General features: G+C 63.7%; 26 protein-coding genes. 14 read left to right on the top strand and 12 right to left on the bottom strand.

Features of this window, described 5'->3' with window-relative positions; all coding sequences use genetic code 11:
• Window positions 1-96: 96 nt before the first annotated feature.
• Window positions 97-1,308: an acetoin utilization protein AcuC gene (locus AB4Z38_RS06770; protein ID WP_441429005.1), complete on the top strand. Its 1,212-nt coding sequence runs from the start codon at window positions 97-99 to the stop codon at window positions 1,306-1,308.
• A 99-nt stretch (window positions 1,309-1,407) separates the two neighbouring features.
• Window positions 1,408-1,989, top strand: coding sequence for an ArsR/SmtB family transcription factor (locus tag AB4Z38_RS06765; RefSeq protein ID WP_441429004.1), 582 nt, complete (start codon window positions 1,408-1,410; stop codon window positions 1,987-1,989).
• Window positions 1,990-2,143: 154 nt separating this feature from the next.
• Here AB4Z38_RS06765 and AB4Z38_RS06760 read toward each other — a convergent pair whose 3' ends face one another.
• Window positions 2,144-3,448 carry an alpha-hydroxy acid oxidase gene (locus AB4Z38_RS06760; RefSeq protein ID WP_441429003.1) on the bottom strand — a complete coding sequence of 435 codons (1,305 nt, stop codon included), beginning with the start codon at window positions 3,446-3,448 and terminating at the stop codon, window positions 2,144-2,146.
• Window positions 3,449-3,527: 79 nt separating this feature from the next.
• On the opposite strand from AB4Z38_RS06760, the gene AB4Z38_RS06755 reads away from it, so the two are divergent.
• Entirely contained in the window at window positions 3,528-4,232 is a 705-nt protein-coding gene (locus tag AB4Z38_RS06755; protein ID WP_441429002.1) for a FadR/GntR family transcriptional regulator, read from the top strand.
• Here AB4Z38_RS06755 and AB4Z38_RS06750 read toward each other — a convergent pair.
• Window positions 4,222-5,235 (bottom strand): LacI family DNA-binding transcriptional regulator, encoded by a 1,014-nt coding sequence (locus AB4Z38_RS06750; protein WP_441429001.1) that lies wholly within the window; start codon window positions 5,233-5,235, stop codon window positions 4,222-4,224. The two genes, AB4Z38_RS06755 and AB4Z38_RS06750, sit on opposite strands and share 11 nt — an antisense overlap.
• A 323-nt stretch (window positions 5,236-5,558) precedes the next feature.
• Here AB4Z38_RS06750 and AB4Z38_RS06745 point away from each other — a divergent pair, with 323 nt between their 5' ends.
• From AB4Z38_RS06745 to AB4Z38_RS06735, 3 genes are all read left to right on the top strand, one after another.
• Entirely contained in the window at window positions 5,559-6,701 is a 1,143-nt protein-coding gene (locus tag AB4Z38_RS06745; RefSeq protein WP_441429000.1) for a 3-deoxy-7-phosphoheptulonate synthase, read from the top strand.
• 158 nt (window positions 6,702-6,859) lie between these two features.
• Window positions 6,860-7,072 (top strand): helix-turn-helix domain-containing protein, encoded by a 213-nt coding sequence (locus AB4Z38_RS06740; RefSeq protein ID WP_184738709.1) that lies wholly within the window; start codon window positions 6,860-6,862, stop codon window positions 7,070-7,072.
• Between the two features lie 172 nt (window positions 7,073-7,244).
• The gene (locus AB4Z38_RS06735; protein ID WP_003792170.1) at window positions 7,245-7,343 is read left to right on the top strand and encodes a 30S ribosomal protein bS22; all 99 of its coding nucleotides are present in this window, start codon (window positions 7,245-7,247) and stop codon (window positions 7,341-7,343) included.
• A gap of 208 nt (window positions 7,344-7,551) precedes the next feature.
• On the opposite strand, the gene AB4Z38_RS06730 is transcribed toward AB4Z38_RS06735, so the two are convergent.
• Complete coding sequence (locus AB4Z38_RS06730; RefSeq protein WP_441428999.1) at window positions 7,552-8,370, bottom strand: HAD family hydrolase; 819 nt, start codon at window positions 8,368-8,370, stop codon at window positions 7,552-7,554.
• A gap of 77 nt (window positions 8,371-8,447) precedes the next feature.
• Between AB4Z38_RS06730 and AB4Z38_RS06725 the strand changes: the two genes are divergently transcribed.
• Both AB4Z38_RS06725 and AB4Z38_RS06720 read left to right on the top strand, forming a co-directional pair.
• Window positions 8,448-8,702, top strand: a complete 255-nt coding sequence (locus AB4Z38_RS06725; protein WP_441428998.1) for a glutaredoxin family protein — start codon at window positions 8,448-8,450, stop codon at window positions 8,700-8,702.
• Window positions 8,703-8,753: 51 nt separating this feature from the next.
• Window positions 8,754-9,461: a redox-sensing transcriptional repressor Rex gene (locus AB4Z38_RS06720; RefSeq protein ID WP_268818795.1), complete on the top strand. Its 708-nt coding sequence runs from the start codon at window positions 8,754-8,756 to the stop codon at window positions 9,459-9,461.
• Window positions 9,462-9,555: 94 nt separating this feature from the next.
• Here the strand turns inward: AB4Z38_RS06720 and AB4Z38_RS06715 are convergent, their stop codons facing one another.
• The 3 genes from AB4Z38_RS06715 to AB4Z38_RS06705 form a co-directional block, all read right to left on the bottom strand.
• The gene (locus tag AB4Z38_RS06715) at window positions 9,556-10,377 is read right to left on the bottom strand and encodes a hypothetical protein (protein ID WP_441428997.1); all 822 of its coding nucleotides are present in this window, start codon (window positions 10,375-10,377) and stop codon (window positions 9,556-9,558) included.
• A gap of 234 nt (window positions 10,378-10,611) precedes the next feature.
• Complete coding sequence (locus tag AB4Z38_RS06710) at window positions 10,612-11,082, bottom strand: hypothetical protein (RefSeq protein WP_441428996.1); 471 nt, start codon at window positions 11,080-11,082, stop codon at window positions 10,612-10,614.
• Window positions 11,083-11,470: 388 nt separating this feature from the next.
• Entirely contained in the window at window positions 11,471-12,019 is a 549-nt protein-coding gene (locus AB4Z38_RS06705; protein ID WP_441428995.1) for a YceI family protein, read from the bottom strand.
• Between the two features lie 203 nt (window positions 12,020-12,222).
• Here AB4Z38_RS06705 and AB4Z38_RS06700 point away from each other — a divergent pair, with 203 nt between their 5' ends.
• From AB4Z38_RS06700 to ccsB, 5 genes are read left to right on the top strand one after another with little or no spacing between them, the layout of a single operon-like run.
• Window positions 12,223-12,885 carry a histidine phosphatase family protein gene (locus AB4Z38_RS06700; RefSeq protein ID WP_441428994.1) on the top strand — a complete coding sequence of 221 codons (663 nt, stop codon included), beginning with the start codon at window positions 12,223-12,225 and terminating at the stop codon, window positions 12,883-12,885.
• A 2-nt stretch (window positions 12,886-12,887) separates the two neighbouring features.
• On the top strand, window positions 12,888-13,538 hold the full coding sequence (locus tag AB4Z38_RS06695) for a TlpA family protein disulfide reductase (protein ID WP_441429100.1): 651 nt from the start codon (window positions 12,888-12,890) through the stop codon (window positions 13,536-13,538).
• A 14-nt stretch (window positions 13,539-13,552) separates the two neighbouring features.
• On the top strand, window positions 13,553-14,308 hold the full coding sequence (locus AB4Z38_RS06690; RefSeq protein WP_441428993.1) for a cytochrome c biogenesis CcdA family protein: 756 nt from the start codon (window positions 13,553-13,555) through the stop codon (window positions 14,306-14,308).
• The gene (resB, locus tag AB4Z38_RS06685) at window positions 14,308-16,059 is read left to right on the top strand and encodes a cytochrome c biogenesis protein ResB (protein WP_441428992.1); all 1,752 of its coding nucleotides are present in this window, start codon (window positions 14,308-14,310) and stop codon (window positions 16,057-16,059) included. The genes AB4Z38_RS06690 and resB overlap by 1 nt, the downstream gene beginning before the upstream one ends.
• On the top strand, window positions 16,059-17,123 hold the full coding sequence (ccsB, locus tag AB4Z38_RS06680; RefSeq protein ID WP_441428991.1) for a c-type cytochrome biogenesis protein CcsB: 1,065 nt from the start codon (window positions 16,059-16,061) through the stop codon (window positions 17,121-17,123). The genes resB and ccsB overlap by 1 nt, the downstream gene beginning before the upstream one ends.
• A 226-nt stretch (window positions 17,124-17,349) precedes the next feature.
• Here ccsB and AB4Z38_RS06675 read toward each other — a convergent pair whose 3' ends face one another.
• Entirely contained in the window at window positions 17,350-17,727 is a 378-nt protein-coding gene (locus tag AB4Z38_RS06675) for a PLD nuclease N-terminal domain-containing protein (protein ID WP_284983379.1), read from the bottom strand.
• Between the two features lie 81 nt (window positions 17,728-17,808).
• Between AB4Z38_RS06675 and AB4Z38_RS06670 the strand changes: the two genes are divergently transcribed.
• On the top strand, window positions 17,809-18,117 hold the full coding sequence (locus AB4Z38_RS06670) for a DUF4229 domain-containing protein (protein WP_441428990.1): 309 nt from the start codon (window positions 17,809-17,811) through the stop codon (window positions 18,115-18,117).
• Window positions 18,118-18,306: 189 nt separating this feature from the next.
• On the opposite strand, the gene AB4Z38_RS06665 is transcribed toward AB4Z38_RS06670, so the two are convergent.
• The 5 genes from AB4Z38_RS06665 to AB4Z38_RS06645 form a co-directional block, all read right to left on the bottom strand.
• Entirely contained in the window at window positions 18,307-19,188 is an 882-nt protein-coding gene (locus tag AB4Z38_RS06665; protein ID WP_441428989.1) for a 1,4-dihydroxy-2-naphthoate polyprenyltransferase, read from the bottom strand.
• A gap of 60 nt (window positions 19,189-19,248) precedes the next feature.
• Window positions 19,249-20,382, bottom strand: coding sequence for an AMP-binding protein (locus tag AB4Z38_RS06660; RefSeq protein ID WP_441428988.1), 1,134 nt, complete (start codon window positions 20,380-20,382; stop codon window positions 19,249-19,251).
• A gap of 9 nt (window positions 20,383-20,391) precedes the next feature.
• Complete coding sequence (locus AB4Z38_RS06655; protein ID WP_441428987.1) at window positions 20,392-21,345, bottom strand: 1,4-dihydroxy-2-naphthoyl-CoA synthase; 954 nt, start codon at window positions 21,343-21,345, stop codon at window positions 20,392-20,394.
• A gap of 21 nt (window positions 21,346-21,366) precedes the next feature.
• Complete coding sequence (locus AB4Z38_RS06650) at window positions 21,367-21,804, bottom strand: VOC family protein (RefSeq protein ID WP_441428986.1); 438 nt, start codon at window positions 21,802-21,804, stop codon at window positions 21,367-21,369.
• Window positions 21,805-21,944: 140 nt separating this feature from the next.
• Window positions 21,945-22,673, bottom strand: coding sequence for a CPBP family intramembrane glutamic endopeptidase (locus AB4Z38_RS06645; RefSeq protein WP_441428985.1), 729 nt, complete (start codon window positions 22,671-22,673; stop codon window positions 21,945-21,947).
• Window positions 22,674-22,702: the final 29 nt, after the last annotated feature.

Raw genomic sequence — 22,702 nt, 5'->3', positions numbered from 1 at the left:
TCTGGTCGATTGATTCTGCTTTCCTGAGTAGTAAACCACTAATCGCCCGCCGTAACGGGGCAGGTGCGTTCCCGCCGCTCGGGTAGCCTGTCATTGATGACTTCCTGGGCAGGCCTCCGTCCGTCCCCGCTGCCAACGACGGTGGCGTGGGACCCCGCCATGACCGCATACAATTTCGGTCCCTCGCATCCGATGGCCCCCGCGCGGCTGGAACTGACGGCCAGGCTCGCAGCGGCGCTCGGACTCTTCGACCTGGAGCATGTGTCCGTCCAGGCGCCCGAGGTCGCGTCCGACGTCGAACTCCAGGCAGTTCACAGTGCCGAATATGTCGCCGCAGTGCGGCGTGCAAGCGAAGACCCGACGACGCCGGACCCCGAACGCGGTCTCGGCACCGAGGATGATCCCGCTTTTGCCGGAATGCACGAAGCCAGCGCCCGGCTTGCCGGAGGGTCGTTGCTCGCGGCCGAGGCGATCCTGTCCGAGACCGCGGTCCGCGCCGTCAACTTCGGCGGCGGCATGCATCACGCCTCCCGTGGGCGTGCCAGCGGCTTCTGTATCTATAACGACGCCGCACTCGCCGTGCAGAGGCTGCTCGACGGCGGTGTCCGCCGGGTCGCGTACATCGACGTCGATGCCCACCACGGCGACGGCACCCAGAGCATCTTCTGGAACGACCCGAGGGTCCTGACGATTTCCCTGCACGAAAGCGGCCTCTCGTTGTTCCCAGGAACGGGTTTCGCCAACGAGATCGGCGGCCAGGATGCGCTCGGCACAGCCGTCAACGTCGCACTGCCTGCGTGGACGGGCGACGCCGGGTGGTTGCGGGCCTTCCACGCCGTGGTGCCGCAACTCGTGCAGGCCTTTGAACCGGAAGTCATCGTGAGCCAGCATGGCTGCGACTCCCACAAACTCGATCCCCTCACGCACCTCAACCTCAGCGTGGACGGCCAACGCGAGGCGGCCACCGCCGTCGCGGGCCTCGCCGCCAGGTTCTGCCAAAACCGTTGGATCGCCACCGGGGGTGGAGGGTACGACATCACGGGAGTGGTACCACGCACGTGGAGCCACTTGATAGGCATCGTGGCCCAACATCCCGTCCAGCTGACGGCTCCGGTCCCGGAGGCTTTCCGGAGCCATGTCGCGGAGAAGTACGGGGAATCGGTACCGGAACTCATGGGCGACGGCGTCGACACGTGGTGGCGTTCGTGGGAGGTCGGGTACGACCCCGCGGATGCCGTGGACCGCACGATCATTGCCACCCGCAAGGAGATTTTCCCGCTCTACGGACTGGATCCCTGGTTCGACTGATGCGTGTTCGTCCAGCTGGCGTGAGGCTGGGGGGCAACGGCACGCACATGTGCGAAATAGTTGATGCCTTTTGGCGTATATGTCGCTAGGGTGGGAGGCATGGTGACTGACGACGTATTTGCCGTCATTGCTGAGGCAACCCGGCGTGACATTCTGGTTTCCCTCCGCTCTGGGGATAAGGCTGTGGGGGAACTGGTGGAGGAGCTCGCCGCGAGCCAGCCCACCATTTCAAAGCATTTGAAGGTTCTCCGCGAGGCGGATCTCGTCAGCATGCGCGCGCAGGGGCAGAAACGCTATTACGCGTTGAACCCGAAGCCGCTCGCCGGGGTTGCCAGCTGGCTGGAGACGTTCGACGTCGGTTCCGCCAAGCCTGCGGCCGAAGCCGCTACGCCGGCTCGCAGCCCCCGCGCACGTCAGGGTGGCCAGGGTGCCGGGGGCCAGGGCGCAGCGCGGACGCAGCCCGACGGCGAGGCAAACGGCACGTCTCCGGCGAGCACCGACGTCGAGCGCTCGCCTGAAACCGTTCCCGCCTCCGGAACTGTTGCCTCCGCCGCAGGACTCGACGACACCAGGCCGCAGCAGATCGGCCGTTCGGTTGGGCGTGCCGCCACCAAGGCAGCGGACCTCTTGGCGAACCTGCCGAACCTACCCAACCTGCCGAAGTTCGGGCGGAAGAAGTAGCGGCACTTTGGGTTGATCCCGGTCACGCCGCGATTCGGTCCTGCTCAGGTCGGGCGGGAGACTGAACTTCGAAGCCCTGCTAGGCCCAACTGACTGACAGTAGGTGTCGTTTTGAGGGCTCAAAACGACACCTACTGCTAGCTAGTTGGGGACTTTAGTGCTGCAGGAGGCGCACGTGGTCCGGGTTCAGTTCCGAAATCCGGGTGACTCCGAGCAGGGCCATGGTGCGGGCCATGTCCTTCTCCAGGATCTGGATGGTGCGGTCCACGCCCGCGCGCCCGCCGGCCATGAGCCCGTAGAGGTAGGCGCGGCCGATCAACGTGAAGTCGGCGCCGAGGGCCAAGGCTGCCACGATGTCGGCGCCGCTCATGATGCCCGTGTCCAGGATGATGGCGGCGTCGCTGTTGTCCGCCTTCAGCGCCGCGGAGACCTCCGGAACGAGGTGCAGTGGAATCGGTGCCCGGTCCAGTTGGCGCCCCCCGTGATTGGAGATTACGACGCCGTCCGCGCCGTGGTCCACCACCTTGCGGGCGTCTTCCACCGTCTGGATGCCCTTGACTACCAGCTTGCCCTTCCAGGTTTCGCGCAGCCAGTCGAGGTCGTCAAAGGTCAGGGTGGGATCGAACATGGAGTTGATGAGGTCGGCCACGGTTCCCGTGTAGCGGGAGAGCGAGGCGAACGTCAGTGGCTCGTGCGTGAGGAAGTTGAACCACCATGCGGGCCGGTACGAGGCATCCAGGACGGTCTTCACCGTGAGGGCCGGCGGAATGGTCATCCCGTTGCGGACGTCCCGCAGCCGGGCGCCCGCGACGGCGGTGTCCACCGTGACCATGAGGGTGTCGTTTCCGGCCTTGGCGGCACGCTCGATCAGTTCCAGGGAACGGTCCCGGTTTGTCCAGAGGTACAGCTGGAACCAGTTGCGGCCGTTCGGAGCCGCGGCCGCCACGTCCTCGATGGAAGCCGTGCCCATCGTGGAGAGAGTGTACGGAATGCCGGCCGCTTCGGCCGCCTGCGAGCCCGCGTACTCACCCTCCGACTGCATCATGCGGGTGAATCCCGTAGGCGCGATGCCGAACGGGAGCCGGGATTCCTTGCCCAGGATCCCGGTCCTGAGGTCGATGCTGGAGACGTCGCGCAGGATTCCCGGCCGGAACTCGATGTCCTGGAAAGCCTGGCGGGCCCGGCGAAGCGTGATTTCCGCCTCTGCTGCCCCGTCGGTGTAATCGAACGGCGCCTGGGGAGTGCGTCGCTTCGCCATGTCCCGCAGTTCCCAAATGGTGGATGCGCGGCGCAGCTTCGCCCCGTTGCTGAACTCGGGCTTCTTGAACTTCATGAGCGGCGCCAGGTCGGCGTATTTGGGAACCCGGCGCTTGAGTGCTGCGGGGCGCCCGACGGCGGCGGGGACGTTCGCGGGCACCTCAAGGGAAGGGGCGTTGCTCGGCTGGACGGTCTGCGTCATGGTGCTGTCTCCCGTGTGCTTCTGTGGTTAGACCACACTCTATGCCATGTGGTCCAACCACATCAACTACTATTTATCCATGCGAACGCACGAGCTCGTCCTGAGTTGGATCGAAAAGCAATTGTCCGACGGGCACTTGGTGCTGGGTGGACGGCTTCCCGCCGAGCGGGCGCTGGCCGAACAGTTGGAGGTCTCAAGGACATCGGTCCGCGAAGCCATCCGGATCCTGGAAGCCATGGGCCTGGTACGGGCAAGTGTCGGTTCCGGCAAAGACGCCGGGACCGTAGTCATCGCGGAACCGGCCACGGCGCTCGGCTCCGCGCTCCGCCTCCACGTTGCCACGCAGCATTTGCCCGTCGCCGACATCGTGGAAACACGCGTCCTGCTCGAATCGTGGGCGGTATCCCGCGCCAAGGCCGACGCCCCCGAACTCGGGGAAGCAGCGAGGCTCCTGGACGAAATGGACGCGAGTGCCGCCGTCGACGACTTCCTCGCGCTGGACGTCGCCTTCCACCTGGCACTGGCGGAAGCCGCCGGAAATGCCGTGGTGAGCACCATCATGGGATCGCTGCGAGAAGCGATTGAGGGTTACGCCGCGGCGCTCACGGCAAACCTGCCGGATTGGGATAGCACCGCCCAGCGCCTGCGGTCCGAGCACCACGCCATCTTGGAGGCAGTGAACGACGGCGACGGCGGCCGGGCAGCGACGCTCGTTGCCGCACACATCGAGGGGTACTATCGTGAAGCCGGGCTGGGGCTGGCCCCAGTCAAACCTAGGCCTTGACGGGCCCGGTGCTGCCCCTGAGCTCAATCCGTGGCGGGAAGTAGTTCGTGGGGGAAGCGGCGTCCTTGGTCTGGATCTGCTCCCGCATGCGGCGCCACGCAAGGTCCCCGAGGTCGGAGATCGGCACGGCTGCGGTGGTCAAGGGAGGCATGGTGTACCGGGCGAAGGGCATGTCGTCGAAACCGGTGAGCGACAGGTCTTCCGGCACGCGGATCCCGCGCTGGCTTAGTCCGCTCAAGAGCCCCATCGCCGCGACGTCGTTGAAGACGAGGATCCCGGTGGCGCCGCATGAGGCGACCGCATCGCTTGACTCGAATCCGGCGTCGAACGTGTTGCCTCCGGGCAGGAACTGCAATTCGACGTTCGGGAATTCGGCCGTGAACTTCTCGAGCCCGCGGAGGCGCTGCACGTTGGACGCGCTGCGGTCCGGTCCCGTCAGGTAGGCCAGTTTGCGATGGCCCAGCTCCACCAGGTGGGCGGCGAGCTCCTGGATGCCTTGGCCGTAGTCCACCACGAGGCTGGGAGTCGGCACCGACTCGGTGGTCCGGTTGATGAGGACGAGCGGATAGAGCGTGGGGACGAGTTCTTCCAGTTCCGCGTCGCTCATGCGGGGGGCGCAAAGAACGACGCCGTCGCATCGCCTCCGCGCTTCCCCGGCGAGGATCGCTTCTTCGCTGGAGACTTCTGACGAGTCCGCGATCAACACGCGGTAGCCGTCGCGGGCCGCGGCAATACTCAGTCCGCGGAGAATGGCCTGGAACGTGGGGTTGGACAGGTCCGGCACCACGATTCCGATAGTGTCGGTTTTTCCCAGGGCCAGGCTGCGGCCTACCGGGTTCGGCTTGTACTTCAGCTCCAAGGCGGCCGCGCGCACGCGAGCGGCAATGTCCGCGTCCACGGTCGTATTTCCGTTCATGACGCGGGAAACCGTGGCATGCGAAACACCGGCCATGGATGCCACATCTGCGATGCCCACCCGCCGGGTGTTCCTTCTGCCTGGCATGGTTTCCTTCCCTGAGCTGCGGCCGCCCTGCCCCAACGGGGCGGCAACAATTGTCCTGAGGTGAAGTTTATAGTGCGTGGGGAAACGGTTTCCCTTGATGTCGTTGCATTTCGATTTGCGGGCATCCGGAGCCTGACGCTATGGTTTGGCTATGACTAACCGTTGGTATGCGTATTTTTCGTTGGCTCTGGAGGGGCCCGCGTCTAACTGACACGCATCCAACTTCCTTCAGAGCCAACAGGGCAGAGATCATTCTCTGCCCTTCGCCATTTCCAGGCGGGCTCTGAGTAGGGTCCGCTCCTCTCCGGAACAGGACCCCTTTCATGACCAGCATCGCCGCAGAGCCCACCACACATAACGTCGACGTCGAGAATGCCGCCGCCCAGTCGACGTCGAACCTGCGCGTCAGCCGCTTCGAGCCGCTCCCCACGCCGCAGGAAATCAGCGCCGAACTGCCGCTCGACGCGAGGTCCGCCGCCGTCGTCGAGCGCGGACGCGATGGAGTCCGCGCGATCATGGACGGCGTGGACGATCGCCTCCTGGTGATCGTGGGCCCGTGCTCCATCCACGATCCGAAGGCCGGCCTGGAATACGCACGCAGGCTGGTCAGCCAGGCGGAGAAGCACAAGGAAGACCTTTTGATCGTCATGCGGGCGTACTTCGAGAAGCCGCGGACCACGGTGGGCTGGAAGGGCCTCATCAACGATCCCCACTTGGACGGCAGCCATGACATCGCAGCCGGACTCCGTGCGGCGCGTGGATTCCTGCAGCAAGTCACGGCCCTCGGCTTGCCGACCGCCACCGAGTTCCTGGAGCCCATCAGTCCGCAATACATGGCCGACCTCGTGGCGTGGGGGGCCATCGGTGCACGGACCACCGAAAGCCAGATCCACCGTCAGCTCGCCTCCGGTCTGTCCATGCCGATCGGCTTCAAGAACGGGACCGACGGCGACCTCCAGGTAGCGATCGATGCTTGCGGTGCCTCTGCCGCGCCCCAGGCGTTCCTTGGGATCGACGGCGATGGCCGCGCCGCCCTGGTGGCGACTTCGGGCAACCCGGACACGCATGTGATCCTGCGCGGTGGCCGCAAGGGTCCTAACTACGCCGCTGACCAGGTTGCTGCTGCCTCGGAGAAGCTTGTGGCGAAGGGGCTGAATCCGCGGCTGATCGTTGACGCGAGCCATGCCAACAGCGGTAAGAGCCACCATCGCCAGGCCGAAGTCGCCTTGGAGATCGGTGCGCAATTGGAAGACGACGTTGCTTCGCCGATTGCCGGCGTCATGCTGGAGAGCTTCCTTGTCGGTGGGGCGCAGAACCTGGATGTGGAGCGGCAGTCGGTCGGCAAACAAGAGCTGGTGTACGGCCAGAGCGTTACTGACTCCTGCATGGAATGGGACGTCACAGTGTCCGTCCTGGACCAGCTGGCCGCCTCTGCACGCAAGCGTCGAATTGCCGTCTCCAACTAAAGGAGACGGAGTCTCCAGTTGGCCGAAAGACTTTCACTTTGGTACCAGCTGCCTCTAGAGTATCTAGCACATGGTTGTTTGATGGCTCAGCATCGGCACACCAGGTAATGAATGCTGGGGTTCGCCGCTAACCGCTGAGAGCAAAGGAATATGGAGAAATGTCCGCAGAGGCTAACTTCTCGAACGCGCGTTTCATGACAGTGGCTGAAGTCGCCGAAGTCCTCCGGGTTTCCAAAATGACCGTGTACCGCCTGGTCCACTCGGGAGAAATGCCGGCCGTCCGATTTGGACGATCATTCCGTGTCCCCGAAGAAGCCGTGAGCCAGTACCTCAAGGGCGCGGTCGTCGACGGACACTCGGAGACGGCTTGAGTCTTGCTTGGTTCCCTAGGGGCCAACGGTCATTGGGTGCCCCCGATAGGCGGTACCCTGTTAAGGAACGTTTTACGTCATTGTAAGAATCTGTCAGTTGTAAAGTCTGTTGCTCAGTTCAAGGACCTCACCCAGCAGACAGAGTCTCAATCTAGTTTGGTTAGGAACTTACGTGGGTTCAGTTATTAAGAAGCGCCGCAAGCGTATGGCCAAGAAGAAGCACCGCAAACTGCTTCGTAAGACCCGCCACCAGCGTCGCAATAAGAAGTAGAGATACTTCCTACAGCGTGAATGCCCGTTGCCTCCCGAGGCGGCGGGCATTTTTGCGTGCACGGGTGGGATGGCGATGGCGCGCTGAGTATCTCGCGACGCGCAAATTGCCTGGCGACGCGCAAAATCTCTGACGACACCCGGACCCGGGTGTCGCCAGAGATTTTCTGTGTCGCACAGCTCCTTGCGTGTCGTAGGAAGAGCTGGGGTCAGGCCCTCGGGCCGCGGAACTTGGAGAAACCCCGCCACAGACCGTAGACGGCGCCTCCGACGGTCGCGGCTTTGAGGCCGAGCGTGGCTGCCCTGCGGCCGGAACGGAAGTCGTAGACAGGCCAGTTGTTCTCCCGCGCATGGCGGCGCAGCCCGGCGTCGGGGTTGATGCACACCGGGTGGCCCACCAAAGTGAGCAGAGGGATGTCGTTATGTGAATCGCTGTACGCCCAGCAGCGCTTCAGGTCCAGGCCTTCTTCGTCCGCTATGCGCTGCACAGCCACCGCTTTGGCTGGTCCGTGGAGGATCTCGCCCACCAGCCTGCCAGTGTAGGCGCCATCTTCAACTTCGCCCACGGTACCCAGGGCGCCCGTCAGGCCGAGCCGTGTCGAAATGACGGTGGCGACTTCGATGGGCGTGGCGGTCACGAGCCAGACCTTCCGGCCGACACGCAGGTGCTGTTCTGCCAGGGCCTTGGTACCAGGCCAGATCCGCGACTCGATCATCTCGTCGTAGACCTCTTCGCCCAACTCCTTGATATCGGACACCTTGATACCAGCAGCGAGGATCAGCGCGGAATCCCGGACGGAATGGACGTCCTCCATTTTTTCGCCCCGCAGGACGAACTTGAACTGCTTCCAGGCAAATCCCGCGGCTTGGGAGAGCGTGAAGGCCTTGCGTTCATACATCTTCCGGGCGACGTGGAAGAGGCTGGCACCCTTCATCAGGGTGTTGTCGACGTCGAAGAATGCGGCTTCGCCGTGTTGCTGCGTTGCAGCCGGCGCGGTGGCCACAACGGCGTTCTTCTCGACGGGCATGCCTTGAGTCTAGTCAATCGCTCGGCCCCCTGCCGTTCGCGGAGGCTGTGCCGACGCTGAAGCGATACCGTTGAACCATGGCAAATCCCGACGTCGTACTCCTCACCAAAGCTGACTGCCACCTTTGCGCCGCGGCGCGTGACGCCGTCGAACGCGTGACCTCAAGCCTTGGGCTCACGTGGACGGAACAGTCGATCGACACTGACCCTGTACTGCGTGAGCGCTACGCCGAGGAGATCCCGGTAGTATTCGTGGACGGAATCCAGCGGGATTTCTGGAAAATCGATGAGGCACGATTGGTGCGGGTCCTGAAGAAGGCCATCGCCGCCTGAACATGCGTGCAGAGCTTTGTTGGCAATAGAGTGGGAAAACAAAGCGACGCAATGGAGAAGAACGTGACTGCGCTGGAACCGTCTGCCGAAGCTGTACCCGGGGACAAGGACTCTGCCGCGAAGCAGATACCACCCGCGGCTGTGGCCCGGATGACGCTCTACCTGCGCGCTCTGAACTCCCTGCTGGGCGAAGGCGTGGAACGGGTTTCCTCCGAGGCTTTGGCCGAGGCATCGGGAGTCAGTTCATCCACTTTGCGCAAGGATCTCTCCTACGTCGGTTCCTATGGAACGCGTGGCGTGGGATACGAGGTCCAGTACCTGAGCCGGCACATCGCGGCGGCGCTCGGCCTGACCCACGACTGGAAAGTGGCCATTGTGGGCGCCGGAAACCTTGGCAAAGCCTTGGCACGGTACGGCGGATTCGAATCGCGCGGTTTCGACGTGGTGGCGATCCTCGACGCCGATCCCATGATCATCGGGAACGAAGTCGGCTGGCTGCGGGTCAGCGACGCCGCGAATCTTGAAACGGTCCTTCAGCGGACCGGCACCAACATGGTTGTCCTGGCCCTCCCGGCCGCGGTGGCACAGGACGTCTGCGACCGCGTGATCAGCGCTGGTATCCGCAGCATCCTCAGCTTTGCTCCTGTGCTGTTGCAGGTTCCGCCGTACGTGAATCTGCGCAAGGTGGACATGGCCACTGAGCTTCAAATCCTGGCGTATCACGCACAACGGGCGCAGACTCCGCGCCAGGCCCTCTAGGCCAAGCCGGGTCTGCGCCCGTTGTTCGTTTTGTTCTCAGCTATTGGCCCTGTGGCCGTTCGCCGTCTGGACTAGCGGCCGTAAGGCCCTGTCCTTAGCGGCCGTACGGCGCCTGGCCGTAGGGGTTCGCGAACGGCTGGGCTTTCCGGAAATACGGCGCCGAGGCCGGCAAGTACAGCAGCACGATCGCGGCGATGCCCAAGAGGATGGTGATGGTGCCCATGCCGATCTGGGTCAGGCCCAGCAGGGAAATTCCGGCAAAGACCGTGCCCAGGATGCGGGCCCAGTTCTTTCCTTTGCGGACATTGAACGCAACCAGTGCGTAGAGTCCGGCAAAGATCACCGAGAAAATAACCAGGACGGTGATCAAAATGCTGATAAAGCTGCTGGTGTCTATGCCAGAAGCGTTGCTTCCTTGCGCCGACAAGGCCTGATCGAGCATGTTCTTGCCCGCGGGCGAGTTCAGCTGAGCGATCGTGAACGGAATGCCGATCAAGGTCAGCAAGCCGGCGGCAAGTATGAGCCAGAAGGAGATATTGACCAACTGCGGGACTCCGGACGTCGCGGCAGGCTGCTGGCTCGGCCAGGCGACCGGTCCGCCCTGGCCGTATTGCGGGACGGGAGGCTGGCCGTACTGCGGCTGCTGAGGTGCCTGCTGGCCGTACATCGGAGCCTGCTGCCCGTACTGGGGTGCGGAAGGCTGTCCGTATTGCGGCGCGGGAGGCTGGCCGTAAGGGGGCTGCTGACCCTGCTGCGGTGACTGTTGGCCGTATTGAGGTGTCTGCTGCCCATACTGCGGAGCTTGCTGGCCGTATTGCGGCTGCTGACCCTGCTGGGGTGCCTGCTGGCCGTATTTCGGCTCCTCAGGGGTGGGATTCTCGCCGGGAGTGGACGGCGGGTACGGAGGGGTGCTCATGGCATTCCTTTGCGTGTCGACTGCAGATACGGCTGCCGGGTGCAACGTGCCCTGCCCCCAGCTCGGCTTAATTCCACCGTACCCCGGCGGCACAGTGCTGGTGATGATTCACGGGAAGAATTCTCGCTAAACAAGCTTCGACGGATCTCCCGTGGATTGTGCGGCGACAAAGGGAAGGCCGCGGGGTCCTCCCGGGACCTGCCGCGGCCTTCAGCTCGGCTTGGAACGGTGCGGCTAGACGGCGCTCTTCGCTGACTTGAACCACGCCTGCGAATTGGGCAGCCACATCAGGATGGTTGCGATAAGGCTAATGACGAAGCTGAACCAGTTGTTGCTCTGTCCATTGGCCATCGCGCCTCCCACGATCGAGAGAATCAGGGAAATTCCGGCAATGACAGTCAGCGCGAGGCGGGCCCACTCCTTGCCTTCCTTCATCTTCATCGCGAAGACGATTTGGGCGGCCGCCACAACCAGGGCTATCAGTACCAGAAGGAGGACGACGACGGCGACCCCCGGTACGAGCGTGAAAAGCACAATGGAGCCAAAGAGGCCGAGCAGGCCACCCAGGAGGCCCAGGAGCCCGCCAATAAGCCAGATCCAGTACGAGACCTTCAGCTCTATCGGCATGCCGGCGACGCTGAACATGCCGGAAAAACCGCCCTTGGGCAGCACATCGTTGAAGCTCTTGGGACCGTCGGTAGGCATCTCGAAGTGGAAACCTTCGCCGTGCCCGGGTTGGCCCGGCTGCTGGTTTCCAGGGGTGGGCTGCTGGTAGGAGGGGGGCGCTTGGTAAGAAGGAGGTGCTTGGTATCCCTGCGGAGGTTGGTAACCCGCAGGAGGGACATTGCCGGGCTGCGGTGGCTGGGCTCCGGGCTGCTGAGGCTGAGGAGCTTCGTTTGGGTTACTCATGGCATCACTTTAGACCTGAGGTTTAAGGATTCATAGGAAATTCTAGGCTAATTCGCCGCTAAGTATCGGCTTTTGGCCGAACAATAGGCGGGTGACACCGCAAGCAAAGAAATGGCGCCTCCGGGGCTGCACACGGAATCGCGTGCAGCCCCGGAGACGCCATTCAGTCCGGGAAACCGGTGGATTAGGCGGCAGGCGCGATGAAAGCCAGTTCGAGGTTGATGACAACCTTGTCGCTGACCAGCACGCCGCCGGCCTCGAGCACTGCGTTCCAGGTCAGGCCGAAGTCCTTGCGGCTGATGGTGGTCTCACCGGAGACGCCAGCGCGGGTGTTGCCGAACGGGTCAACAGCCACGCCGTTGAACTCGGTCTCGATGGTGACCTCTTTCGAGACGCCCTTGATAGTCAGATCGCCCACGAGGTCGAAGCTGTCGCCGTTGGCCTTGACGTGGCGGGAGACAAAACTGATTTCCGGGAACTTCTCCACATCGAAGAAGTCCTCGCCCTTGACGTGGCCGTCGCGGTTGGCGTCGCCCGAGTCGAAGCTGGCGGTCTGGATGGTTGCGGCGACCTTGGAGTCGGCCAGGCTGCCTCCGAGTTCCAGGGTGGCCTCGGCCTCGGTGAACTGGCCGCGGACCTTGCTGATGCCTGCGTGGCGGACGGTAAAGCCGATCTCGCTGTGGGAGTTGTCGAGGGTCCAGACGCCGGTGGTGACGTTTGCGGGAAGAGTCATGGGGTTCTCCTTGGGAAGGTGTGATCGTAGCTTCATCGGGCGTTCGGCCGCACTTAGTTGAAGTGTCAACCGAACCTTGTGTCAAGTATAAACATGCAAATGCATCTTTTATTCCACCTTCAGGGAACATTCTGGAGAAACTTTCAGTTCTACAAAACGTAGAAGATTTCGGATCGCCCGCCTTCTTTGAGAAACTGGTAAACATGCCCCAAGCAACTGTCCATCTGCTCCGCCATGGCGAGGTCTACAATCCCGACGGCATTCTGTACGGCAGACTGCCCGAATTCCACCTCTCCGAACGCGGCCGCGAGATGGCCAAGATGCTCGCGGACCACTTCGCTGCCCGCGTCGCGCAGGGGGCGAACATCGTCCACCTTGCCTCCTCGCCGTTGACCCGCGCGCAGGAAACCGCGCTGCCCACTTCCGAGGCGTTGGACCTCCCGATCCACACGGAACCGCGGATCATCGAGGCGGAGAACCATTTCCAGGGGCTCAGAGCCAACATCTCCGAATTCATCAAGCCCAAGCACTGGTTCGAGTACCGCAACCCTCTGCGTCCGTCCTGGGGTGAGTCCTACCAGGACCAGGTCACCCGCATGCGTGCCGCCGTCGAGGATGCCCGGCTGAAAGCGATCGAACTCGGCGGCGATGGCGCCGAAGCCATCCTCGTCAGCCACCAGCTCCCCATCTACGCCACGCGCCTCAGCGCCGAGGGTCGGCCCCTGTGGCACGATCCACGCAAGCGCGAGTGCACTCTGGCGTCCCTCACATCCCTCGTGTTCGACGACGGCAAGGTTGCGCGGGTGGAGTACAGCGAACCCGCCGCCGTGCTGCTGCCCGGCGCCGCGAAGACACCCGGAGCATGACAATGGACCGCAACACCACGAGCCGCAAGACCAGCGGCCAGAAGATCAATGCCGCCTTGACTTCGCGCCGCAGCTTCCTCGCCGTCGGGGGAGTGGCACTCTCTGCATTGACCATGGGCCTGTCCGCCTGCGCCCAGGAAGACGCCCTGGCCCAGCAGGCCAAAGCCGGCGACAACAAGAACTACGTCGCCGGGGACGGCTCGGTGACCGAATTCGCCAAAGCGGACCGCAAGGCCGCCGTCGGGATCAAAGGCACTTTGTTCGACGGAACTGCCGTGACCCCGCAGGACCTGCTCGGCAAGGTAACCGTCCTCAACTTTTGGTTCGCCGCGTGTGCGCCGTGCCGGGTTGAAGCGCCGATTCTTGAGGAACTCCACCAGGAGTTCAAGAGCAAAGGTGTCCAGTTCTACGGCGTGAACCTCCGGGACGAGAAGGCAACGGCGGACGCGTTCGACAAGACGTTCAACCTCACGTACCCCAGCTTCGATGACAAAGACGGCGCCGTGCTGCTGTCTGTCTCCGGCATTGTGCCTCCGGGTGCGGTGCCGACCACCCTGGTGCTCGACAAGGAAGGCAAGGTTGCTGCCCGCGTCCTGGGCGAGATCGAGAAGAGCACGCTCAAGGCACTCATCACCACCGCGGTTGCCGAGTAGGTGGCCCCGACAGCGTGAACAGCCCTTTTGCCGAGACCATCCTGAGCGGTTCCCTGCTGCTGGCCATCCCCGTGGCTTTGTTGGCCGGACTCGTGTCCTTCCTGTCGCCTTGCGTCCTGCCCTTGGTACCTGGCTACCTTGGCTACGTGACCGGGCTGACCGGCGTCGACCTCCAGAAGCAAAGGCGCGGGCGCATGCTCGCGGGAATCGGCCTGTTCGTCCTCGGATTCTCCGTGATTTTTGTCCTGCTCGGTGGTGCCTTCGGCCAACTGGGGACCCTTATCACCGGCCCGCAGAACGCGTGGATCACGCAATTGCTGGGCATGCTGGTGATTATCATGGGCGTCGTCTTCCTGGGCGGCTTCGGGTGGTTGCAGCGCGACGCCAAAATCCATGCCAAGCCGCCTGCCGGGCTGTGGGGTGCCCCTTTGCTGGGCATCACGTTCGGACTCGGCTGGGCGCCCTGTATCGGTCCCACCTATTCCGCCGTTCAGCTGCTGAGCCTTTCCGGGGGATCGTCCGCGGCGAAGGGGGCTCTCCTGGCGTTTGTCTATAGTCTTGGCCTTGGCATTCCCTTCCTGTTGATAGCCCTCGCAGTCCGCCGGGGGATGGGTGTGATGTCCTTCTTCCGCAAGCATCGCCTCGCGATCCAGCGGATGGGCGGGGGCATCCTGATCCTCCTGGGAATCCTGATGGCCACGGGAGTGTGGGGCGCCTGGGTAACCGGGCTCCAGTACTGGTTCCAAACCGATGTGAAGTTGCCGATCTGATGAGCGAGCCCGTGCAAGGTAAAAAGAAGTCCAACAAGTCCGCCGGCGAATCCGCGGGAGCTGACGACGCAGCTGACAAGGCGAATGACAACGCAGCTGACAAGGCGAACGGCAAGGCGATCGACAAGGCCAGGGCCGAGGCGGCACTCCCGATCCTGGGGATCGTAGGCATGCTGCGCTGGGCCTGGACCCAGCTGACCAGCATGCGTACTGCGCTGTTCCTGCTGCTGCTCCTGGCCGTCGCGGCGGTTCCCGGCTCGCTGTTCCCGCAGCGCCCGGCGAACCCTTCGATCGTGACGCAGTACATCAGCGACCACCCGGACTACGGCAAGCTCCTGGACTCCGTGCAGCTCTACGACGTGTATTCCTCTGCCTGGTTCTCGGCGATCTACATTCTTCTGTTCATCTCCCTGATCGGCTGTGTCACGCCACGGGCCATCGCCCACTACAAGGCAATGCGGTCCCAGCCGCCGCGGACCCCGAAGCGACTCTCCCGCCTCCCGGAGTACGGCACGCTTGTGCTGGCCGCCGACGCCGGGATCCCGGCGTCGAAGGCTATCTCGGACGCCGCCGCGGTGCTGAAGAAGCGCGGCTACCGTGTGGAGGTGCGCGACGTCGACGCCGCCATGCCTTCCTTGGGTGCCGAGCGCGGCTTCCTCAAGGAAGTGGGCAACCTCGTGTTCCACGCTTCGCTGATCGGAGTGTTGGTTTCGGTAGCCGTCGGCGGGCTGTTCGGCTACAGCGGCCAGCGCATCCTGGTGGAGGGTGACACCTTCGTGAACACCTTGGTGGGCTATGACCAATTCAGCCCCGGCACCAACTTCCAGAGCAGTTGGCTGCAGCCGTACTCCATCCAGCTGAACAAGTTCGACGTCCAGTTCGACCGGGAATCGCCGGCGCACTTCGGCCAGCCCATCGACTTCACGGCCGATGTCACCACCAAGGACACCCCGGACGCGCCTGCCAGGAAGCAGGTCCTCAAGGTCAACGATCCCGTGACACTTGGCGATACCAGCATTTACCTGACGGGCAACGGCTACGCTCCCGTCGTCACCGTCCGGGACGGCGCCGGCAACGTCGCTATGCAGGGACCTGTCGTAGCCAAGCTTCAGGGTGACAACTACTATTCCTCAGTGGTCATCAAGGTTCCCGATGCCAAGCCCGATCAGCTCGGCTTCGCAGGGTTCTTCCTGCCCACGGCAATGGTGACGGACAAGGGTGTCGCCTACAGCGGCGATCCCGAACTCATCAACCCGCAGCTGAACCTCAACTCGTACTACGGCGACCTCGGCCTGAACAAGGGCACCCCGCAAAACGTCTTCGAGCTCGACGTAGCCAAGCTGACCCCGCTCAATGGCCGCGGCATGGCCGAGAAGGCCATCGCGCTCGCCCCCGGAGGCACTTACACCCTTCCGAACGGCAAGGGCAGCATCACCTTCGACGGCGTCAAGAAGTACGTGGGCGTCGACATCCACCACAATCCGGGCCAGGCCACCGCGCTCGTGTTCGCCTTGCTGGCGGTCGCCGGACTGATTCTCTCCCTCTACCTGAACCGCCGCCGCGTCTGGGTCCGGACCGGAACCCACGACGACGGGCGCACAATGGTGGAGTACGGTCTCCTTGCCCGCGGCGAGGACCACAGGCTGGCCGGCGAAGCTGCCGCGATCCGCGAACTGCTGCAACGAGAATGGCTGCTCTCCACGGAGAAGTCCACTGACACCGTTTCTTCCTCAACCTCGAAGGACCAGTAATGTTCCCCATCAACGAAACCATGGGCCAATACAGCGAGCTTTTCATGCTGCTCGCGGCCGGCACCTACACGGTGGCGTTCGTCGCTTTCGCGTGGGACCTCGCCAAGAGCAGCAAAATGCTGAAGGCAGTGGACCTGAAGGCGGCCTCTTCGGTGGCAGCCGAGGTCAAGGTTCCGGTCGCCGCCGGGCGTGCCGGTGGAAACGACGTCGGGGGACCTGCCGGCCGTACCGAGCGCCCGACGTCGGCGATCACCTCCGTCAGCCAGACCGCCGGCGGTGACATGAAGTACGCCGCCGAGCGCCGCATTCCCGCCCGCGCGGCAGTGGCAGTCGCGATCATCGGCGTGGCAATCCATGGTGCCGGGGTCATCACCCGTGCGATCGGCGCAGGCCGCGTGCCGTGGGGCAACATGTACGAGTTCCTGACCACCGGTGCTTTCCTGGTGGTTGCAGTCTTCCTGCTCTCGCTCATCCGCCGTGACCTGCGCTTCCTGGGCACCTTCGTGCTGGGCCTCGCCGTGATCATGATGGTGGCCGCGTCGGTGACCTATTGGACCCCGGTCGGTCACCTGGTTCCGGCACTCCAAAGCTACTGGCTGGTCATCCACGTCTCCATCGCCGTGATGTCGGCTTCCCTGTTCACCTTGACCTTCGCCATGTCAGCCCTGCAGTTGCTGCAATCGCACCGGCAGAAGACCCTGGCGGCTGGCGGCGTGGACAAACTGGGCTTCATGCGGCTCGTCCCCAACGCGCTGAGCTTGGAAAACCTGTCCTACCGCATCAACACTGTGGGATTCGTGGGGTGGACCTTCACCCTCATGTTCGGCGCTATCTGGGCCGAGAAAGCCTGGGGCCGCTTCTGGGGCTGGGACACCAAGGAAGTCTGGACGTTCGTTATCTGGGTGGTCTACGCAGGCTACCTGCACGCGCGCGCCACCCGCGGCTGGACGGGAACCCGTGCGGCCTGGTTGTCGATTGCAGGCTACCTATGCGTGATCTTCAACTTCACCGTGGTCAACGTGTTCTTCAACGGCCTGCACTCTTACTCGGGGCTCTCGCAGTAGGACTTCTCCGGCGGATGTCCGCGGACCGGGTCCGCGGGCATCAGTGCCTTGCCGTCGCTTAGCGTTCCGCCCTTTCCCAAACTTCGCAAGCTCAGTTCGGGACCCTCAGGGCGTCTCTTCCTCCCGACGCCTCATTCGGCCGCGGGCGGCCTCATTCAGCTCTGGTCGGCGATGCGCTCCTTAGCAAGACCCTGAGGCCCTCTCGTGCGGCAGGTTCAGTCACCTGTCAGCTGTTGACGTCGCCGCTGTCGTCGGCCTTGGATTCGCCCTTGAGCTTGCGTTCCTTGGCTTCGAGTTCGGCCTTGAGCTTCTTCAGCCGCTCGGCTTCGGCCTGGTTGCGACGGCGGACCTCCAGGTTGCGGAGAAAGTCGGGGTCGTCGTCGGGGGCGGTGGGGTGGCTCGCGGGCTGCGGGGTGGGCCGGATGTTGTAGGGACGGCCGATAAGGAACCAGAGGACCGCGCCGAGAACCGGCAGCAGGATCATGACGACAATCCAAGCGGTTTTGGAAATTCCCCGGGTAGAGCGGCGGTCGGTGCGGATGACGTCCACCAGCCCATAGACGAACACAAGCAGGACGGCGACAACTGCAACAACGCGGAGCATACCGTCAAGTCTAGTCGCCGCCGGGTCCAACGATAGCTGTGCGATCAGGGTGCAATCAGGCTGGGAGGCTAAACTTGATCCGTGGCTTTCCTCAAATACTCCCTGATCCGCCTGGCGATCTTCGTACCGCTCTTCGTCCTCTTCGCCCTCCTGCAGACGGGTTTGTTCCTGGCAGCGATTTTCGCGGGCCTCATCGCGTTCGCGATCAGCTACCTGTTCTTCCAGAAGCAGCGCGACGCCGCCACTGCCGCCATGCGCGAACGTTTCTCCGGGAAGGCCAAGCCCATCCGCTCCGCATTGGAGATCGAAGATGCCTCGATCGAGGACCGGCTGGTCGATGAAAACCCGGCGGTAAAGGTCGAGAACGACCGACGCCCCAAGGAAGCCTAGAAGCTCAAAGCTGAGCGAGGGTTCGGGGAAACCGGGCTATATGTGAGCGGGCGTTCGGGGGAAAGACGCTCGCTCACATATAGCGCATCCCCGAAAGACGCTCGCTCACTTTTGGGGCACTTTCGGCCAACGCTCGCTCACATCATGTGAGCGAGGGTTCGGGGAAACCGGCCTATAGGTGAGCGGGCGTTAGAAGCCGTGGCTCAGGATGAGGCCCAACGAGAACAGCACGCTGTAGCCAAGGTTGATCAGTCCGGTCTGCTTGAGCACCGGGATGAGGCTCTTGCGCTTCCGGCCGTTGACCATGAGCCAGGCCGGCATGAGGCAGGCGGGGATCAGCAGCAGCACTATGAGCATCCAGGGCTTGGTAGGCGCCAGAACCACGACCAACAGGATCGCGACTGCCAGCATCAGGACGTAGCTCTCGCGGGCATGGCGGTCGCCAAGCCGCACGGCCAGTGTCCGCTTGCCGGCCACCATGTCCGTCGGGATATCGCGCACATTGTTGGCCATCAGCAGGGCACAGGCGATCAATCCCGTGCCTATGGCGCCGATGACGGCCGGAAGGCTCACTTGCCCCGCCTGCGTGTAGGTGGTGCCCAGTGTTGCCACCAGGCCGAAGAAGACAAACACGAACAGGTCGCCAAGGCCCAGGTAGCCGTACGGGTTCTTGCCGCCGGTGTACCCCCAGGCAGCGAGGACGCAGCCGATGCCCACCAGGATCAGCCACCAGCTCTGCGTGATGATCACCAGCACCAAGCCGAAAATCATGGCCAAGCCGAACGCACCGAAGGCAGCCCACTTGACGTGGCCCGGGCGTGCCGCGCCGGATCCGACCAGCCGGAGCGGACCCACGCGATCCTCATCGGTGCCGCGGATGCCGTCCGAGTAGTCGTTGGCGTAGTTGACCCCGATCTGCAGCAGCAGCGCCACGAGGGCGGCGAGGATGGCATTCAAGAGCCGGAAAGATTGCAGCTCGTAGGCAGCCGCTGTGCCGATCAGTACCGGCGCGATTGCTGCCGGCAGGGTGCGCAGGCGGGCGCCTTGAATCCATTGTGCAGCAGTTGCCACGTTCAGTACCTCGTGTTGTTTCGCGTTGGGGAAGGCAAATGACGGTTGGGGAGGACGTGTCTATTCTCCCTGATGCACCTCGGTGAGAAGCTCGATCATGGCCAGCCGGTCAGGCTTTCCATTGGGGAGCATGATGAGACCATCCGTCGTGAGCACTGTTTTCGGAGCGAGATTCCCTAGCGATTCCTGGCAGTGGGCCTTGTAGTCCGCGATGCTTTCCGGGGAGCTGTCCTCGACGGCCACATAGGCGGCTACCGCCTGGCCCCACTCACGGGAAGGCACCCCGGCCACGAAAGCCGCCGTGACGCCGTCGAACTTTTCAAGCTCCGCCTGGATGAACGCGGCGGAGGCTTTGACGCCGCCGGTGATGATGACGTCGTCGGCGCGCCCCAGCACTGTGAGCGTGCCGTCGTCGGCGAGCTCGCCGAGATCGTTGGTGCGGTACCAGCGGATGCCGTCTTCCTCGAAGAACGCCTCGGCACTCGCTTCGGCGGCCTCCAGGTAGCCGGAAGCCACGGTGTCGCCGCCCAGCAGGACCCGGCCGCCGTCGTCGAGCATCACCCTGACGCCCTCCAGCGGGCTTCCGTCGTACACGCAACCGCCGCACGTCTCGGCCGAGCCATAGGTGGTCACCACCTTCATGCCGGCTTCCTTGGCGGCGTCCAGCAGCCCTGCAGGGGCCGGCGCTCCGCCGAGGAGGACGGCGTTGAAGCGGCGAAGGACCTCAAGGGTCTGCGGCGAGGGCGAATCCAGGAGCCGTTGCAGCTGCGTCGGCACCAAGGAGGTGAAGCGGATCGTATCGGTCAGTTCCTCGGCGGCGGCGGTGAAGGCCTCCGGAGTGAAGCCGTTCGTGAGGTCCATGGCCCACGGACGCGTGCCCGCGAAGAGCGAGCGGACCAGAACCTGGACCCCGGCAACGTATTGCAGCGGCAGGGCCAGAAGCCACTGTCCCTCGCCCCGGAGCGCGATGGCCGTGGCCATCGAAGAAGCAGCAAGCTCATCGACCGTGAGCACCGTGGCCTTGGGCGTGCCGGTGGAACCGGACGTGCGGACCACCACGGCGGCGTCCTCGAAACCGGGCGTTTCAACGGGGACCGCCACCGGGGTGCCGTCCTCCGAGACGGTGATTTCGACGGCGGGGCCCTCGTCGTGCAGGGCGGCGGCCAGGGCTTTGAGAACGGGATCGATGTTCACGGGCGAGTCCTAGAAGTAGTAAGGGAAATTGGACCAGTCCGGATCGCGCTTCTCGAGGAAGGCTTCCTTGCCCTCCACTGCTTCGTCCGTCATATAGGCCAGGCGCGTGGCCTCGCCCGCGAAGACCTGCTGGCCGGCCAGGCCGTCGTCGGCGAGGTTGAAGGCGAACTTGAGCATGCGGATGGCCTGCGGGGACTGGCGTGCGATGTCCGCAGCGTACTCCAGGGCGACCTCCTCGAGGCGCTCATGGTCCACGGCTTCGTTGACGGCACCCATGCGCACCATGTCTTCCGCGGAATACTCACGTGCCAGGAAAAAGATCTCTCGGGCGGCTTTCTGCCCGATCTGGCGGGCCAACAGCGCAGAGCCGTAACCGGCGTCGAAACTTCCCACCGTGGCGTCGGTCTGCTTGAACTTGCCGTGCTCGCGCGAGGCGATGGTGAGGTCCGAGACGACGTGAAGCGAGTGCCCGCCACCAGCGGCCCAGCCGTTCACGACGGCGATGACCACCTTGGGCATGGTCCGCATGAGGCGCTGGACTTCCAGGATGTGCAGGCGGCCGGCCCGGGCGGGATCGATGCTTTCCTGCGTCTCGCCGTCGGCATAGCGGTAGCCGTCCCTTCCACGGATCCGCTGGTCCCCGCCGGAACAGAAGGAATGGCCGCCGTCCTTGGCGGAGGGCCCGTTCCCCGTGAGGAGCACTGTGGCGACGTCCGGAGTCATCCGGGCGTGGTCCATGGCGCGGTAAAGCTCGTCAACGGTGCCGGGGCGGAAGGCGTTGCGGACTTCCGGGCGGTTGAAAGCGATCCGGACCGTGGGAAGGTCCCTTGTCACTTTTCCGTCGGCGTCGCGCTCGACCTGCCGGTGGTACGTCATGTCCTGGAAATCGTCGAAACCGGACACTGCGCGCCAGCGCGACGGGTCAAAGACGTCGGATACCTTGGCGGGGAAGTCGTTGCTCACCCTCAGAGTCTAGTAATCCCCTCAGCTGATGCAGAACTCGTTGCCTTCCGGATCCGCCATGGTGTGCCATTCGTGCGGCCCTTGCTTTGCCGTCCAGAGGTATTTCGCGCCCCGTGCCTCCAGGGCCGCGCGGACCTCGTCCTTGTCCTTTCCGTTCAGGCGAACGTCCCAGTGGACGCGGTTCTTGACGGTCTTGTCCTCCGGAACGGTCTGGAACAGGAAGCGGCGGCGGGTGTCTTTGTCCTGGTCTTCCGCCGGGCCAATGGCTGCGCCGTCCTTCCAGACCAGCTTGCCGTTGTGGGTGGTCGTTTCAGCCTCCGTGGCGAAGCCTTGATCGACCATGGACCGAATGAACGCCTCGTCCTGGGGCTCCACGATCCACTCGAGCGTCTCGGCCCACCAATCGGCCAGGACGTGCGGATTCCTGCAGTCGACTACTACCTGAAAGTTCAGTGCCATGGACTGAACCTACGACGACGGCGCGTGCCCGGGGAAGTGCCTAACGGACAGTTCCGGTCCGGGTTGCCCAACTGACTCGCAATTGTTGTCGCTTAGCGGCCTGAAAACGACACCTACTGCGAGTTAGTTGGGTGGGTGGGTTAGCCGCCCAGGAGTTGCGGCGGGATCGCGTAGATCAGCACGACCGCCAACAGGTTCTTGGCGGCGTGAACGAAGTAGGAGAACATCACGTTCTTGCCTGTCCAGACGTAGACGGCCACCAGGACGACGCCCATTCCGAGGTACGGGGCCAGGGCGGGAAGCACCAGGCCTTCACGTCCAACGACGTGGATGGCGGCGAAGCAAAGCACGGACAGAACGCAACATAGCCAAATATTGACGCGCCGGGACAGCTTGCCGATGAGCAGGTGCCGGAAGAGGTATTCCTCCACGAAGGGGCCCAACACCACCAGCAGAGGCACCACGAACCACGCCGGCAGTTGCAAGACCAGGGACTGGATGCCCAGTTGGTTCTGGGACTCCTTGGCTGAGCCGGTGACTGTCACCAGAATGGCGGTGATCACCAGCATCGCCACGATGGACAGCGGAATCATGGCAAGCGTGAACCACGGACGGGTGGCCAGGATCAGGACGTCGCGGGCTATGACGCGCCACGCAGCCGCAACCGCGAACAGGCCCACCGAAGCGTAGAAAGCAAGGTTGATGGCGAAGACGGCGGTTGCGGGGTCGGGGAAGACCTGCTGCACGAAAGTCGTCACCGGGGCCGTGGCCAGGCTCAGAACAGCCGCCAATGACACATAGAGTCCGAAAGCCGCAGCGTCCAAGCCCGTGAAACGGTATAGCCTGCCGGCTGGCGGAATGGTGCCCATATGTCCAGCGTAACGCCCCCGTTTGTTGC

It is taken from the genome of Arthrobacter sp. 2RAF6 (assembly GCF_052115205.1).
GTDB lineage: Bacteria > Actinomycetota > Actinomycetes > Actinomycetales > Micrococcaceae > Arthrobacter.
Note: the sequence above shows the minus strand (reverse complement) of the source record. Positions and strands in the feature narration are given on the sequence as shown.